This is a genomic window from Candidatus Acetothermia bacterium (genome assembly GCA_024653305.1).
Taxonomy (GTDB): Bacteria; Bipolaricaulota; Bipolaricaulia; order Bipolaricaulales; family Bipolaricaulaceae; genus JACIWI01.
Genome location: JANLFW010000004.1, coordinates 58,968 through 74,016 on the forward strand (window position 1 = coordinate 58,968; position 15,049 = coordinate 74,016).

Genomic DNA, 15,049 nt, shown 5'->3' on the forward strand with positions numbered 1-15,049 from the left:
CGCAGTCTAGGACGCCGCGCCCTTGAACACCGGCTCGCCAGCAAGGAAGGTCATGTCCACGCGAATCCCCGACCACGGGGAAGTCTGCGGGTCGGCGGACAGCACCACCAGGTCCGCCCACTGCCCGGGCGCGATGCTCCCCAGCCCCCCCTCGGCAAACGCGGCATACGCCGCCCCGTGGGTGTACGCGCGCAGGGCCGCTTCCAACGGGAGCCGCTGCACCGGATGGGGCGGGTCGAGGACCGCGCCGATGCCGTACAGGGGGCCCATCGGCATCCCGTCGGAGCCGAACGCGAGGGGAATCCCCCGCTCAACCACCCAGGCATGGGGGTCGATCCGGGCGTCGCGCTCCGGCCCCAGGCGCTCCTCGTACATCTTCCCCGGGCCGGACCACTGGGCCACGAAGTTGGGCTGCATAGACGCGATCAGCCCCAGGCCGCTCATGCGGTCCAGTTGCTCCGGCGTGGCCAGCTCCAGGTGCTCGACCCGATGGCGGTCGTGGGCGCCGACCGCGCTCAACCGCGCCGCAGCCAGCACCTCCTCCACCGCCCGGTCGCCGATGGCGTGGATCGCCACCTGGAGCCCAGCGTCCATCGCTCTCTTCCACCGCTGGGCCAGCTCCGCCCGCCCCAGGAGCACCCGCCCGTGCCCCATCTCACCCCGGTACGGGTCCTGGAGGGCGGCGGTGCGGGCGCCGATCGACCCGTCGACGAACGCCTTCACCCCCATCACCCGCAGCAGCGGCGAGCCGAACCCGGTGCGCACCCCGAGCGCCTGCAGGGCCGGGAGCTGCTCGAGCGGCAGGTACAGGAACGTCCGCGTCCGCAAGAGCCCGCGCCGCTCGGCGATCTGGTACACGGGGAGATCGGCGGCGCCCGCCATGTCCGCCACCGCAGTCACCCCCAGGGACGCGGCGTATTGACACGCAGCGGCCACCGCCTCCACCAACGTCTCCCGCTCCGGCCGCACCGCAGAGGTGAGCTCCCACGCTGCCTCCTCCCACAGATGCCCCCGGTCCCGGTCCACGAACTCCCCTTCCGGCCGGGGGCAGCGGGCGAGGGCCAAGGTGTTGCAGGCCACCAGGTGCCCGTCCACCCGCACCGCGCAGCAAGGTTGGCGCGGCACGGCCCGGTCGAGGTCGCCCCGTTCCAGGTACCGGCGCTCCGGCCACCGCGATTCGTCCCAGCCGCGGCCCACCACCCACTCCCCGGGGCGGGCCTTGGCCGCCTCCCGCAACCGGTCCACGGCCTCGGAAAGCGACCGGGCGGAACCAAGGTCCACGTAGAACGTGCGTTCCAAGCCCACCCGGACGAAATGGGTGTGGGCATCGAAGAACCCGGGGAGAAGGGCCCGCCCGTGCAGGGGGATGACCCGCGTGGCCGGGCCGCGCAGGCGTAGGATCTCTTCGCTCCGCCCCACCGCGGCGATGTGCCCGCAGCGGACGGCCACCGCATCCGCCCCTGCCTCCCCACCGAGGATCGATCCCCCGTGTAAGATCAGCTCGGCCGCCATGGCTCAGGCCATTATAGTCGGGGGTGTCGTCCGCCCGGGAGAGGAGGTAGGATAGGGCCGTGGACACGAAGGTGCTTTCCGCGGACGCCCTCGGGATCGCCGCCGCGGCGGAGATCATCCGGGCTGGGGGATTGGTGGCCTTCCCCACCGAAACCGTGTACGGCCTGGGGGCGGACGCCCTGTCCGCCGAGGCGGTGGCCCGGGTCTTCGCGGCCAAGGGGCGGCCCCGGTTCGACCCGATCATCGTCCACGTGGCCGCCCCCGAGGAGGCGGAGGGGCTATGGGCCGCCGTGCCCCCACTAGCGCGGGAACTGATGACCCGGTTCTGGCCCGGTTCCCTGACCCTGGTCCTCCCCAAGACCCCCCGGGTTCCGGAGGTCGTCACCGCCGGGCTTCCCACGGTGGCGGTGCGCATGCCGGCCCACGAGGTGGCCCTGGAGCTGATCCGCGTGAGCGGACGCCCCATCGCCGCCCCCAGCGCCAACCGGTTCGGGCGCCTCTCCCCCACCCACCACGAGGCGGTCCTCGCCCAGCTTGGGGGGGCGATCGATGCCGTGCTCGCCTGCGGCCTAACCCCGGTCGGGGTCGAGTCCACCGTGCTGTCCCTGGTGGACGATCCCCCGCGGGTCCTGCGCCCAGGGGGTACCCCCCTGGAGGCCCTGCGGGAGGTGATCCCAAACCTCCGGGTGAACCCGCCCCACGGGCCGTCCGCATCGCCGGGAACCCTCCCCCGCCACTACCTCCCCACGACCCCCCTCTACCTCCTCGAGCCCGGCCCCCCCGAGGATGGAGAGGGCATCGATCGCATGCGCTGTGGGTTCCTCGCGTTCCGGGATGGGTGGCACGGGTTTGGCCGGGTGGAGGTGCTGTCCCCGCGGGAGGACTTGGTGGAGGCGGCGGCCCACTTCTTCTCGGCCCTGCGGGCCCTGGACGAGGCGGGCCTTGCCGCCATCGTGGCCGAGCCGGTGCCGGAGGAGGGCCTCGGGGTGGCGATCATGGACCGGCTGCGACGGGCCGCATCCGGCCGGGCCCGCCTGAGCGAGCGGCACGTGTGGCCCATGCGAAAGGAAGGAGGATGCCCTTGAGAGGGAAACGGGTGGCGGTGCTCGTGGCCGACCTCTACCAGGAGCTGGAGTTCTGGTACCCCTATCTCCGGCTCAAGGAGGAGGGGGCGAAGGCCGTGGCGGTGGGGCCGGAGGCGGTGGAGTACAAGAGCAAGCTCGGCTATCCGGCCAAGGCGGAGCTGGCCGCCAGCATGGCCCGGGCCGAGGACTTCGACGGGGTGATCATCCCCGGCGGGTACGCCCCGGACCACATGCGGCGGAGCAAAGAACTGGTGGAGTTCGTGAGAAAGATGGCGGAGGCCGGGAAGCCGGTGGCCGCGATCTGCCACGGAGGGTGGATGCTCTGTTCGGCCCGGGTGGTGAAGGGCAAGAAGGTAACGAGCGTCGCCGCGATCCGCGATGACCTCGCGAACGCCGGCGCCACCTGGGTGGACGAGGAGGTGGTGGTGGACGGGAACCTCATCACCTCCCGGGTTCCCAGCGACCTCCCCGCGTTCATGCGCGCCATCCTCACCGCCCTCGCCGCGTAGCCGCCCACCCGGGCCGAACGGCCAGGGATCCCGTTCGCAGCTGCACCGTCCTCCGTTTGCGGTCGACCGCCCGGGCGCCCAGGCGTCACCCCCGGGGAACCTGGACCTCGATCCGGACCACCGACCGCTGGACCGCTTGGACGACCTCGGCCGGGGAGAGCGCCACTCCTTGCGACGACGCCACGGGGGGCAGGCTGATCCCACGACCGGCGAGCCATACCCGGGCCAAGTTCACGGACACGGCAAACCCGGCTTCCTGCCCGCCACCGGTCGACAGGTTTCCGGCCACGACACCCACCACCTCCCCGGACGCGTTCACCAGCGGCGCCCCGCTATACCCGGCCCGAAACGGGTCGCGCACGGCGAGGAGATCGGTGAGCACCGCGTCCTCGGGGCCGATCGCCCGCCACCCGACCCCGAGGACCTCGGTGGTGAGGGCCGTCGGCCACGCCCTTCCCTCTGGGTACCCGATGGCGGTGACCTCGTCTCCGATGTGAACGAAGTCCGAGTTGCCCAGCACTGCCCGCGGCATCGGGCGGGCCCCCGCCACCGCAACCACCGCCAGGTCATGATCGGCAGTCGTGGCCACCACGGCGGCCCGATAGCGTCGCCCTGCCCACTCCACCGTCACCTGTCGAGCCCCGCGGACGACGTGGGCCGCGGTGAGGATGTACCCGGCCTCACCGATCACGAACCCGGTCCCGGACCCCACCCGTTCCTGGAGATAAAGTCCGGGTACGAACGCGACGAGGAGGGCCCCGGCCACCACCAGGACCAACACGGGCACCCACCACCGGCGCGGCCGGGGCGGGGCCTCGGGTTCAGCCCACGGTTCCTCGAACGGATCCGGTGTTCCGTCGTCCAGCGGAGATCCGATCACGCCACTCCCTCGACACAGGGGCAGATGAGAGAACCCGCCTTGGGCCAGTCGGAACGCGCGCCCGGCCGCACCGGGCCTTGACCGGGCGGGTCACTTCCGGCGTCGGTGCCGCCCTCTCCGGATCTTCCGGCACCGCCTGGGTCGGGCTTCTGGGGTCAGGAGCCCGCGCAGGAGCCGGCGGTACCCCTCCGCCCCCTTGGCCAGGTCGGCCACGGGGATGCGTTCGTCCGGCTGGTGGGCGAGGGCCTCGTCTCCCGGCCCGTAGCCCACGGTGGGGATGCCCCGCCGGCCGCACGACTCCACTCCGTCCGTGGAGAACCGCCACACCCGCAGCGGAGGCTGCGAGAGCGCCGCCCACGCCCGCTCCACCCACGGGTGGCTCGGGTCCATCCACCACGCGGGGAAGAAGTACTGGGCGGTGAGCTTCTCCCCGGTGTACGCGGTGAGCTCCCCCTGCTCCACCAAGGCCTTCACCCCCAGCTCCTCGTAGTCGGCGAGCACCGAGTCCGGGGTCTCCCCGCGCACGATGCGCCGGTCGACAAGGGCCCAGCACCGGTCGGGGACCAGCGGACCGCAGGTGGGGGTGCCCACGGCGACCACCGTCGCCGACCCCCGGCCGAGGACCGGGTCCTCGGGCAAGGGGACGGCCAGGGCGTAGGGCAGGGCGTCCACCATGCGCTCGATCGCGTTCTCCCCGAGCTCGGGCATCGCGGCGTGGGCGGTGCGGCCGGGGGCCTCCAGGCGCAGCACGGCCCGCCCCCGGTGCCCGACCCCTAGGCGCAAATCCGTGGGCTCGCCGAGCACCACCAGGTCGGGGCGGCTCACCCCGTCCAGCACCCGTGCCAGCACTGTCCCCTCGGCGGTCTCCTCGTGGGGCACGTACACGAGGAGGAGCGTCCCCTGCAGGTCGCGGGCCGCGGCTGCCGCCCCGGCGACCTGGGCGGCGATCGCCCCCTTCATGTCCACCGCCCCACGGCCGTATAGCATCCCATCGGCGATCTCCGCTCCAAACGGGGGATGGACCCAGGCCCCCGCATCCCCGGGGGGCACGTTGTCCAGATGGCCCTCGACCATCACCGTCGGCCCGTCCCCGCGGGAGAGCTTTCCCACCACCGTGCCGAACGGACCCCGTTCGGCCTCGCAGAACGTGCGGAGGACCCGGAGCAGGTGCTCCGCCACCGCCCCCTCTTCTCCGGAGGGGCTGGGAATGCGCACCAGTTCTTGAGCTAGCTCGATAGGATCGATCATGTCAGATGGATCTCCACGATGTCCTTGTCCTGGACCACGTGGTCCAGGGGGACATGTTGGCCATCAAACCGGCCCGAGCCCCACAAGCGCACGTAGCGCAGCCGACTTACGAAGTCCTTGTGGATCTGGTCTACCACGTCGAGGATCGTCGCCCCCTCCCTGATCGTGTACGGCTTGCTCAGGTCCGGCGGCTGACCAGGCTTTTTCATGTACACCCGCACCACCCCCGCCACCTGGAAGATGGCCCGCCGCAGGTCCTCCAGGCCTTCCCCGGTCACGGTGGACGCTGCCGCTGCCGGAAACCGGCCGACGGCCCACTCCCGGAGCTCGCCCGCCCGGGCCGGAGCCAGGTCGGCCTTGAGCCCGATCGCCAGCGCCCGGCGCTCCACCGTCCGCCAGTCCACCTGGCGGCTGGCCCCTGCGGTGACGCGGATGTGGTGCTCCGCGAGGCGCGCAACGACCTCCTCCGCCTCCTCTTTCCACTGCGCGGAAGACAGGTCCACACACAGCGCCACCACGTCGGCCAGGCGGATGAGCCCATACACCCACCCTTTCGTGTACTCCCGGGTGATGGGGGGCAGGTCCACGAGCTGGATCTGGATGTCCTCGAACTCCATCATCCCCGGCAGGGGCTGGAAGGTGGCCATAGGGTAGGGGGTGATGAGTGGGGTGGCGTTGGTGAGCGCGGCGAGAAGGGAGGACTTCCCGGCGTTGGGCGGCCCCACCAGGGCCACCTGGGCCGCGCCCTCCCGGTCCATGTGGTACGTGACCCCGCCCTTGCCGGACCGGCGCCGCCCCTCCGCCTTCTCCTTGAGCTTGGCGATGCGGCGCTTGATGTCGGCCTGCATCTTCTCTGTCCCCTTGTGTTTGGGGATGGTGGCCAACATCTCCTGGAGCGCGTCCAGGCGCTCGTCGTCCGTCTTGGCCCGGTTGAAACGGTCCCGGGCGGCGATGAACTCGGGATTCAGGTTGGCCGGCATCGTCCTCTCCCATCTAAGGAGTGTAACGACCGGAAGAATTGGGTTCTAGCATCCGGACCTTCGGGCCGGTATAGTTGACCACCATGGCCAACCGAACCTGTGCGATGCTTGGGATCCGGTACCCCGTGTTCCTCGGGGGCATGGCCCACGTGGCCCGCGCCCCGCTCGTGGCTGCGGTGAGCGAGGCCGGCGGCCTGGGGATCCTCGCCAGTGGGGGCCTACGTCCGGAGGAACTGGAGCGGGAGATCGCCGAGGTCCGCCGTCGTACAAACCGGCCGTTCGGGGTGAACCTGATGCTGATGGACCCGAGCGCCCCCGACCACGCCGCGGTCGCGGCCCGGGCGCGGGTGGCGGCGGTGACCACCGGGGCCGGAAACCCCGGGAAGTACATGGATCCCCTCAAGGGGGCGGGGATCAAGGTGTTCCCGGTCATCCCCGCGGTGGCCCTGGCGGTGCGGATGGAGAAGCTGGGCGCGGACGGCGTCGTCGCCGAGGGCATGGAGGCCGGGGGGCACATCGGCACGGTCACCACGATGGCCCTGGTGCCCCAGGTGGTGGACGCGGTGAGGATCCCGGTGGTGGCCGCCGGGGGGATCGCCGACGGCCGGGGGATGGCCGCCGCGTTGGCGTTAGGGGCGGAGGGTGTCCAAGTGGGGACGCGGTTCCTCGCCTCGGAGGAGGCTCCGGTGCACCCCAACTACAAGCAGGCCGTCGTCAAGGCCGGGGACCGGGACACCATCGTCACCGGGCAGACGCTGGGCCGGCCGGTGCGGTGCCTCCTCAACAAGCTCACCAAGACCCTCGCCCAGTACGAGGAGGAGGGGCGGTCCCCGGACGAGTTCGAGGCCCTCGCCGTGGGCGGCCTCAGGCGGGCTGTGTACGACGGGGACCTCGATACGGGGTCCCTCATGGCTGGGCAGATCGCCGGCCTGATCCGCGAGGTCCTCCCGGTGCGGGAGATCATGGAGCGCATGGTCGCCGAGTGCCGGACGATCCTCGGCCGGGACCTGGGGTTTTAGGCCGTGAGCGTGGTCAATCCCCGCACGGAACGGGACCTCGAGCTCGCCAAGGTCCTGGAGCGCGTGGCCGCGTTCGCCTCGTCGTCCCTCGGGGCGGAGGCGGTGCGGGCCCTGCGGCCGTCGAGCGAACGGGAGACGGTCGCCCGCGAGTTCGCCCTCCTGCAGGAGATGGAGAAGGCGGTGCGGGATGGATTCGCCCCCGGGGCCCTTCACGACCTCGCCCCGATCCTCGACGAGGCCAAGGACCGCGGGAGCCTGGACCCGGAGCGGTTTCTGACCGTGGCCGCGACCCTCGCCGCGGCGGCCGACGTCCGCCAAGCGCTCGCCACGTCGAAGCTCCCCGGCCTCGCTGAGCTGGCGGAACGGCTCTCGGACCAAACCGGGCTCCTCGCGGCCATCTGGCGGGCGATCGACGAGCGGGGAGAGATCCGGGACGACGCCACCCCGAGGCTCCGGGCCTTGAGCCGTGAGCGGCGGGGGCTGGTGGACGAGATCACCGAGGCCCTGCGCCGCTTCCTCGACCGCAACCGCGACCTGGTCCAAGAGCCGGTGGTGACCCAGCGCGGGGGGCGATTCGTGATCCCCCTCAAGACCGGGGCCCGCGGGGCATCGGTGGTGGTCCACGAGACCTCGGCCAGTGGCCAGACCCTGTTCGCCGAGCCGGGGCCGGTGGTCCAGCTCAACAACCGCCTGCGCGAACTGGACGACGAGATCTGGCGGGAGCGGCTGCGGATCCTGGTCGAGCTCACGGAGGCCCTCCTGCGTGAAGAAACCCACCTCCGCCGGGACCTGGCGGTGCTGGCCCGGCTGGATTCCCTGTATGCCCGGGCCCGCTACGTCCAGGCGGTGCGGGGCGCGGTGCCGACCCTGGCCGAGGACGGGCGGGTGGAGCTGGTGGAGGCGCGGCACCCGCTCCTTGGGGAGCGGGCGGTTCCGGTGTCCATCGCGTTCGGCGGGGCCAAGCGCGTCGCCGTCATTACCGGACCCAACACCGGCGGGAAGACCGTCACGCTGAAGACGATCGGCCTCCTCACCCTGATGGCCCAGAGCGGTATCCCCATCCCCGCCTCGCCGAGCACCGTGCTCACCGTGTTCCCGCGCGTGCGGTCCGACATCGGCGAGGAGCAGTCCATCGAGCAGAACCTGTCCACCTTCTCCTCGCACATGAAGAACATCGTGGAGATCCTCGGCGAGACCGACGAGCGAACCCTGGTGCTCCTGGATGAGCTCGGGGCTGGGACCGACCCTCAGGAGGGGGCGGCGCTCGCTCTCGCGATCCTGGAGAGGCTCCTCGAAATCGGAGCTACCGCCGCGGTGGCGACCCACCTTACCCCCCTGAAGCACTTCGCGATCTCCCACCCCGGGGTGCTGTCGTGTTCGATGGAGTTTGACCTCGAGACCCTATCCCCCACGTACCGGGTGCAGGAGGGGGTGCCCGGGCGGTCGTGCGCCCTGATCATCGCCGAGCGGTTGGGGCTCCCGCGGGAGCTCGTCGAGGCGGCGCGGGGGAAGCTCACGTCCGGGGAGATCCAGGCCGAAGAGATCATCGAGGAGCTGGAGCGCGAGCGGAGCGCGGCCCGCCGGTTGCGGGCCAACCTTGAACTGGAGCGGGACGTCGTCCGCAAGATGCGCCAGGACTACGAGCGGCGGCTCCTGGCGCTCCGGGAAAAGAAGGCCGAGGCCCTGGGGCAGGAACTGGCCCGTCTGGAGGAGGAGATCCGATCTGCCCGCAAGGAGCTCTCCGAGCTCATCGCCCAGGCCCGCGCCGCGGAGTCGGCCGAGGAGCGGCGGAAGATCCTGCGCCGGGTGGAGGAGGTGGCCGCCGGGGCGCCCCCGCCTCCGCCCGAGGCCCATCCGGCCCCGAAGCTCGCGGAAGGGGCGACGGTGCGGGTGCGGGCCACCGGGACGGTGGGCACCGTGCTGCGGGTGGACGGGGACCGGGTGGAGGTGGAGGTGAAGGGCCGGCGGGTGGAGCTCCCCCCGTCGTCGCTGGAGACGGCCGAGCCCCTGCCCCCGCCGCGGGTGGCCGGGCCGGTGCTCCCCTCCGTGGAGCAGGTGAGCCTGGAGCTTTCCGTGCGCGGGCTAACCGTGGCCGAAGCCGAACGCGAGGTCACGGCGTGGCTCGATCGGCTCCTCCGCGCCGGGATCCACACCGGCCGGATCGTGCACGGCAAGGGGACCGGGGCCCTCCGGCGGGCCCTCCACGCCTACCTCGCACACGTGCCCTACGTGAAGCGGTTCCACCTCGCCCCGCCCCAGGAGGGCGGCGACGGGGTGACGATCGTGGAGCTGTGATCCCGCGACGGGACTTCGTCGCGTTCTGATCCCATCCATCCGCACCCCGGAGACGCTCGGGATGCAGCTCTTCCTCACCCGGGAGGTGGGGAAGCCTACCGGCGCAGGATGATCTTGCGGCGGTTCCCGCCGACGAGCTCGAGCCGCACCCAAAGCGCTCCCGCCGGGATGAGGGCGGCGATACGGTCCGCCCACTCCACCGCCGTCACCCCCTCCTCGGGAGGGAGGAGGGCGGTCAGCCCGACCTCGGCGAGCTCCTCGGGACGGGCGATGCGGTAGGCATCGAGGTGGTGGAGGGGCAGCCGCCCCCGGTACGTGCGGGCGAGGACGAAGCTCGGGGACAGGACCTCCTCCTTCACGAACAACCCCCGGGCCAGCCCCTTGACCAGGGTTGTCTTCCCCGCCCCGAGCTCCCCCACCAGGGCCACCACGTCGCCGTCGCGGAGGTCGCCGGCGAGCCCCGCCCCGACTTCGGCCGTCTCCTCGGCGCCGTCGGTGATGACCACCCGTTCCATCTACGTGCGGAGCCTCGCGCCCAGCGCAGCCAACCGGCCGAGGATCCGGGCCACGGCCGCGTCGACCTCCTCCGAGGAAAGCGTCCGCGCCGGATCGCGGAACGCAAGCTCGTAGGTCAGGCTGATCTGGCCGGCGGGAACGCCCGGGCCCTGGTAGAGGTCGTACAAGAACGCGGATTCCACCAGGGCCTCGCCGAGGATCGCCGCGCGGACCTCCCCCTCCGGCACGTCCCGGGGCACAAGGAGGGAGAGATCCCGCCTGGCCGCCGGGGACCGGGGCACGGGCTTGTACTGGACTGCCCGTGCCGCCGCGGCGAGCGGGGCCAGCTCAAGCTCCAGCGCCAGGGCCCGCCGCCCGCCGGGGAGGTCCTGCACAAGCTCCGGGGCCAGTTCCCCCAGCCAGCCCACCGTCCGGCCGGCCAGGACCACGCTCGCCCGGCGCGCCGGATGCAGGCGATCGTCCGCGCACGGGGCGAGCTCGACCTCGGGCACGCGCAGGGCGGCGAGGAGGGCGTCCAACACCCCCTTGAGGTCGGCCGGGGCGTACTCGGCCTTGCCCGCGAGCGGGGTCGGAGGACGCCCGGCCAACGCCACCCCGACCCGTTCGTCCTCGTGGACCTCGTCCCCTGCCCACGCGAACACCCGGCCCACCTCGAACAGGGCCACCCCAGGGGCCTGCGACTCCAGGTTCTCCCGTACTGCCGCCAAGAGCCCGGGCAGAAGGCTCGCCCGCAGCCCATCCTGGCCTTGGGCCATCGGATTCCGCAGCCGCACCTCCGCCTCCCCCGCCGGCACCAGCCCGAACGAGTAGACCTCGGTCAGGCCGAGGGCGACCAGGACCTCCCGCACCCGATCGGCGAACCCCTCCCGCGGCTCCTTCGTCCCCACCCGGGGCGCCACCACGGGCGGGACGGCCGGGATCCGGTCATAGCCGTACAGGCGGGCCACTTCCTCGATGAGGTCGATCTCCCGGGCGAGGTCCCGCCGGAACGGGGGCACCCGCGCCTCCCATCGGTCCCCGCGGTCCTCGACCGCCAGCCCCAGCCGGGCCAGCCCTGAGGCGACCTCGGCCTCGGGCACCGTGGTCCCGAGGACCGCGTTCAGCCGGGCCTTGCGCAGGGCCACCACCGGGGTTCGCCCGGGGGCGAGGTACGCGTCCACCGCGCCGCGGGCGATGCGCACCGGGGCGTGGCGGGCGAAGAGGGCGCAGCACCGGCGGGAGGCGAGGTCCGCCGTCTCCGGGGGCAGGTCCCGCTCGAACCGCAAGCTTGCCTCGGTGCGGAGCCCCAGGGCCCGCCCGCCCCGCCGGACCCGGGCCGGGGAGAAGCTCGCCGCCTCCAAAAGCACCGTGCGCGTGCCGTCGTGGACCTCGGTGTCCGCCCCCCCCATCACCCCGGCTACCGCCACCGGACGCGCTCCGTCCGCGATCACCAGCACCTCCGTGGTCAGGGCGCGGTCCACCCCGTCCAGGGTGCGGATGCGCTCTCCCGGCCGGGCCCGGCGCACCACGATCCGCCCCTCCGCGAGTTTCCCGTGGTCGAACGCGTGCAGGGGATGGCCGAACTCGAGCATCACGTAGTTGGTGACGTCCACCACGAACGTGAGCGGGCGCATCCCGGCCTTGAGGAGCCGCGCCTGAAGCGGCAGCGGCGATGCCCAGGGCCGCACGTCCAGGACCAGGCGGGCGATGTACCGGGGGCAGTCTACGGCGGACTCTACCTCCACCGCCGTGAGCGCGCCGGCCTCGGGCCCTTCTTCGGGGAAGGCGAGGTCTGGTTCCCGAAGATCGGTACGGAACAGGGCCGAGACCTCCCGTGCGATTCCATAGAGGCCAAGGAGGTCGGGGCGGTTGGACGTGATCTTGAGGGTGAGCACGGTGTCCGGGAACTCGAGGAGCGGGGCCAGGTCTGCCCCGGCCTCGAGCCCCGCGGGCAGGTTCCAAATCCCGCCCGACTTGGCCTCCAGGCCCAGCTCCTGACGGGATAGGATCATCCCGCGGCTTCGGACGCCGCGGATGGTGGCCGTGGTCACCTCCCCGCCGGGCAAACGGGCCCCGGGCACGGCCAGGGGGACCAGCCCCCCCACCTCGACGTTGGCCGCGCCGCACACCACGGTGTACCCCTCCCGGCCCACCTCCACCTGGCACACCGAGAGGCCCGCCGCCTTGGGGTGGGGTTCGCTGGCCGCGACCCGGCCCACCACCACGCCCTCCGCCGCGTACGTCTCCGTCCGCTCCACCTCCAGGCCGGCCAGGGTCAGCCGCTCGGCAAGGTCCTCCACCGGGATCTTCGGGAGCTCCACGTACTCCGCGAGCCACCTCAGGGATGCCCGCATGACCTGTCCTCCTTACTGGGCGGCTTGGATGCCAAAGTAGAGGATACCCGTCCCGGTTGGGGGCAATGGCCAAACCATGCCCAGCACCCCGGTGAACGCCACCAGCCCGCCGAACGCCTCGACCTGGACCACCAACTCCCCGCCGACCTCGGCGTAGGTGGGGATCATGGTGGGAAGGGCGTCGTGGTCCCAGACCCGGCCCGCGGAGAGGTAGAGGCGGGGGCGGACCTCGGTGACCAGGGCCGCCCCACCCAGCGAATAGCTCGGGCGCATCGGCGGCAACCACAGCCACCCGGAAACGAAGGCTTTCCGTTCCCCTCGCGGGAGCGGGGATCCGGGGCCGACCGCGAGCGCGCGTAGCTCGGGAAGGGAGAACAAGAGCTCCGTCGGGAGCCCCGGGTCGGCGAACCCCACGGACAACGTGAGGCCGAAATAGGTGTGGGGAGCAAGCCCGACGAGCCCGCTGTGGGCGACCGCGATCCGCTGTCCACGGCCGGGCAGGGCCAGGAACGAGAGCCCTCCCCCGTGGACGCGGCGGATCATCTCTTGCCAGGACAGGTCCAGGCCGAGGGTGAGGTAGGGCCGGCGGGCGACGGTCACCGTCACATCCCCCACAGGCTCCCAGTACGTGCTGGTCGCCCCGGTGGGAGGGGTGGCCCACAGCGTTCGGGTCACGGAGAACGCCCCCACCAGCGTGTCGCTGATCGCCCCCCAACCCTGCACTTCCCAATCCCGCCCGTACCGAACCCACCCCCCGGCCGCCGACGCCTGGGGGTACACCGCCCACCCGAACCGGTCGAGGTAGCTGATGGCCACCCCGCCCGACTCCACGTCCGGCCGGACCAGGTACCCGTCCAAGGGCAGGGCGTTGCCCTCGGTGGCCACCACGAACCGCCGCGGCCACACGTTGTTCAGCCGGTCCACGTCCAGGGCGTGGTGACCGGGGTCCACGACCACCTCTAGGACCGGGAACTCTGTCCTGAACTCCAGCACCGTCTCGGCTTCCTCCCCGGCCCAGACCTGCGCCGCCCGCTCCCCTCCCGCCCCCCGCGCCTCCACGGTCACCGGCATGGACCCGGTCCCCTGGCGGCGGAGCTGAACCCAGGCCACGTGCCTTCCCTCCGCGCGGCCCCGGGTGACCCCGACCACGGCGTAGTCGGCCTGGGCGTCCCCGTACACCCACTGGGAGAAGAACGGCGCGAGGTCCTGGCCGGTGGCCTCCTCGAGGAGGGCCTGCAGGTCGGCGACGGTTACCGTCCCCCCGAGGGCCGCGGCGTGGATCTTGCGGAGGACCTTGTCGAACGTGTCCTCGCCCACGAGGTGGGCCAGGGCACGGAGGACGAGGTACCCCTTGTCGTACAGGCGCACCCCGCTCACTTGGCCATAGCGGACCTCGGCGGTGGGCTTGACCACCGCCTCGTCGAACCCCTGAAACGCGGTCCCGAGGTAGGGGAGCTCGGTGAGGTGCTCACGCAGGTTCACGAACCCGAGCATGAACTTGGCGATGCCCTCGCCGAGCCCGGCCTGGGCGAACTGGAACACGTTGCCCCCCTCGGCCCCGAACGCCTCCTCGTACCAGCGGATGGCGAGGTACTGGGCCATCCCCTCCGACAGCCAGTTCTCCGCGTCCAGGTCCACCCCGATCCCGATCCCCCACCACAGGTGGGCGAGCTCGTGGGCGAGGATGTACCGCCCGTAGCGGGAGAGGATGCCCCCAGCGGTGAGGTCCTGGCGCGCGAAGAACCAGCGAGGCAAGTACACGGCCCCGTCGGCCGTCAGCGCCATCCCCACCTCGTTGGGGTGCTCCACGAGGAGGAGCCGGTCGTGGGGATACGGTCCGTATCGGTCCCCGTAGTAATCGAGGATCTCCTGCACATACGTGGCCAGGGCCCGCACCTGGTCCTCGTCCCCCGGCAGGGCCACCGCGTCCACGGTGAGGCCCTCCAGCGGTAGACGAACCCAGCGCAACTTGTCGCCGGGACCGAAGAACAGGGACACCGAGCGTACCGGATGGCCGAACCGCGTGGTGAAGGAGATCCCGGCGTCATCCTCCTCTCGGGTGGCCTCCCCCGGCAGCGCCGCGTCCCAGCCCGAGGGAAGCCTGAGCACGAGCTCGTAGTCATGGGCCGGGAGGATCAGGGGCCAGGGGTCGGCTGCGGGCGGGGCAAACGTGATGGGATGCCATCCGAACCGCCACGTGTACAGGTCCCCAAGCCGGCCCGGCTCCCCACCCCACACATGGGGGAACCGGGTGCGGAAGTCGATGCGCAGCTCCCCATCCCCGGGCGGGAGCTCCACCCGCAGGAGCACATCGTCCAGAGAATAGGTCTGCACGGTCGGCGGCGCCGGGAGGAGCTCGTAGGCGACCTCTGCCTCCCCGGCCGGGGTGGCCCAGACCACGCTGTCGATCTCCGTCCACGACGGGTCGAACCCGGCCACGTAGGTCGCGTCCTGGACCACCGGGGACAGGTAGGGGTTGGGCGCTCGGCCCAGGTTGGCCAGGAGGGCGAACCACGCCTCACCGGGCGCGTTCTCCCACCGCACCCATTGGCTCCCGGCGATCACGTGCTCCTCGGGCAAGAACCGGGCCTCGATGCGGATGTCCGCACCCCACGCCGCCTGGGCCGCCACCACGGCCATCATGGAGAACAGGAAAATGCGCAATGGGTCTC

The 15,049-nt window shown here is 72.1% G+C and carries 11 protein-coding genes; 4 read left to right on the forward strand and 7 right to left on the reverse strand.

Annotated elements, in window-relative coordinates; translation table 11 throughout:
* Positions 1-6: 6 nt before the first annotated feature.
* Positions 7-1,512 carry an amidohydrolase gene (locus NUV94_02585; protein MCR4391675.1) on the reverse strand — a complete coding sequence of 502 codons (1,506 nt, stop codon included), beginning with the start codon at positions 1,510-1,512 and terminating at the stop codon, positions 7-9.
* 59 nt (positions 1,513-1,571) lie between these two features.
* On the opposite strand from NUV94_02585, the gene NUV94_02590 reads away from it, so the two are divergent.
* Both NUV94_02590 and NUV94_02595 read left to right on the forward strand, forming a co-directional pair.
* A complete protein-coding gene (locus NUV94_02590; protein MCR4391676.1) occupies positions 1,572-2,597 on the forward strand; it encodes an L-threonylcarbamoyladenylate synthase in 1,026 nt (341 codons plus the stop codon).
* Positions 2,588-3,106, forward strand: a complete 519-nt coding sequence (locus NUV94_02595; GenBank protein ID MCR4391677.1) for a type 1 glutamine amidotransferase — start codon at positions 2,588-2,590, stop codon at positions 3,104-3,106. Before NUV94_02590 ends, NUV94_02595 begins: the two co-directional genes overlap by 10 nt.
* A gap of 85 nt (positions 3,107-3,191) precedes the next feature.
* On the opposite strand, the gene NUV94_02600 is transcribed toward NUV94_02595, so the two are convergent.
* From NUV94_02600 to NUV94_02610, 3 genes are all read right to left on the reverse strand, one after another.
* Entirely contained in the window at positions 3,192-3,986 is a 795-nt protein-coding gene (locus NUV94_02600) for a serine protease (protein ID MCR4391678.1), read from the reverse strand.
* Between the two features lie 90 nt (positions 3,987-4,076).
* The gene (locus NUV94_02605) at positions 4,077-5,234 is read right to left on the reverse strand and encodes a M20/M25/M40 family metallo-hydrolase (GenBank protein MCR4391679.1); all 1,158 of its coding nucleotides are present in this window, start codon (positions 5,232-5,234) and stop codon (positions 4,077-4,079) included.
* Positions 5,231-6,214 (reverse strand): TGS domain-containing protein, encoded by a 984-nt coding sequence (locus tag NUV94_02610; GenBank protein ID MCR4391680.1) that lies wholly within the window; start codon positions 6,212-6,214, stop codon positions 5,231-5,233. The genes NUV94_02605 and NUV94_02610 overlap by 4 nt, the downstream gene beginning before the upstream one ends.
* 83 nt (positions 6,215-6,297) lie before the next feature.
* Between NUV94_02610 and NUV94_02615 the strand changes: the two genes are divergently transcribed.
* Together NUV94_02615 and NUV94_02620 are read left to right on the forward strand one after the other, a co-directional pair.
* A complete protein-coding gene (locus NUV94_02615) occupies positions 6,298-7,233 on the forward strand; it encodes a nitronate monooxygenase (protein ID MCR4391681.1) in 936 nt (311 codons plus the stop codon).
* Between the two features lie 3 nt (positions 7,234-7,236).
* Complete coding sequence (locus NUV94_02620) at positions 7,237-9,528, forward strand: endonuclease MutS2 (protein MCR4391682.1); 2,292 nt, start codon at positions 7,237-7,239, stop codon at positions 9,526-9,528.
* Between the two features lie 95 nt (positions 9,529-9,623).
* Here the strand turns inward: NUV94_02620 and tsaE are convergent, their stop codons facing one another.
* The 3 genes from tsaE to NUV94_02635 are packed head-to-tail and all read right to left on the reverse strand — an operon-like array spanning position 9,624 to position 15,041.
* Positions 9,624-10,043, reverse strand: coding sequence for a tRNA (adenosine(37)-N6)-threonylcarbamoyltransferase complex ATPase subunit type 1 TsaE (gene tsaE / locus NUV94_02625; protein MCR4391683.1), 420 nt, complete (start codon positions 10,041-10,043; stop codon positions 9,624-9,626).
* On the reverse strand, positions 10,044-12,377 hold the full coding sequence (gene pheT, locus NUV94_02630; protein ID MCR4391684.1) for a phenylalanine--tRNA ligase subunit beta: 2,334 nt from the start codon (positions 12,375-12,377) through the stop codon (positions 10,044-10,046).
* A 12-nt stretch (positions 12,378-12,389) separates the two neighbouring features.
* Positions 12,390-15,041, reverse strand: a complete 2,652-nt coding sequence (locus NUV94_02635; GenBank protein ID MCR4391685.1) for a hypothetical protein — start codon at positions 15,039-15,041, stop codon at positions 12,390-12,392.
* Between the last annotated feature and the right edge of the window lie 8 nt (positions 15,042-15,049).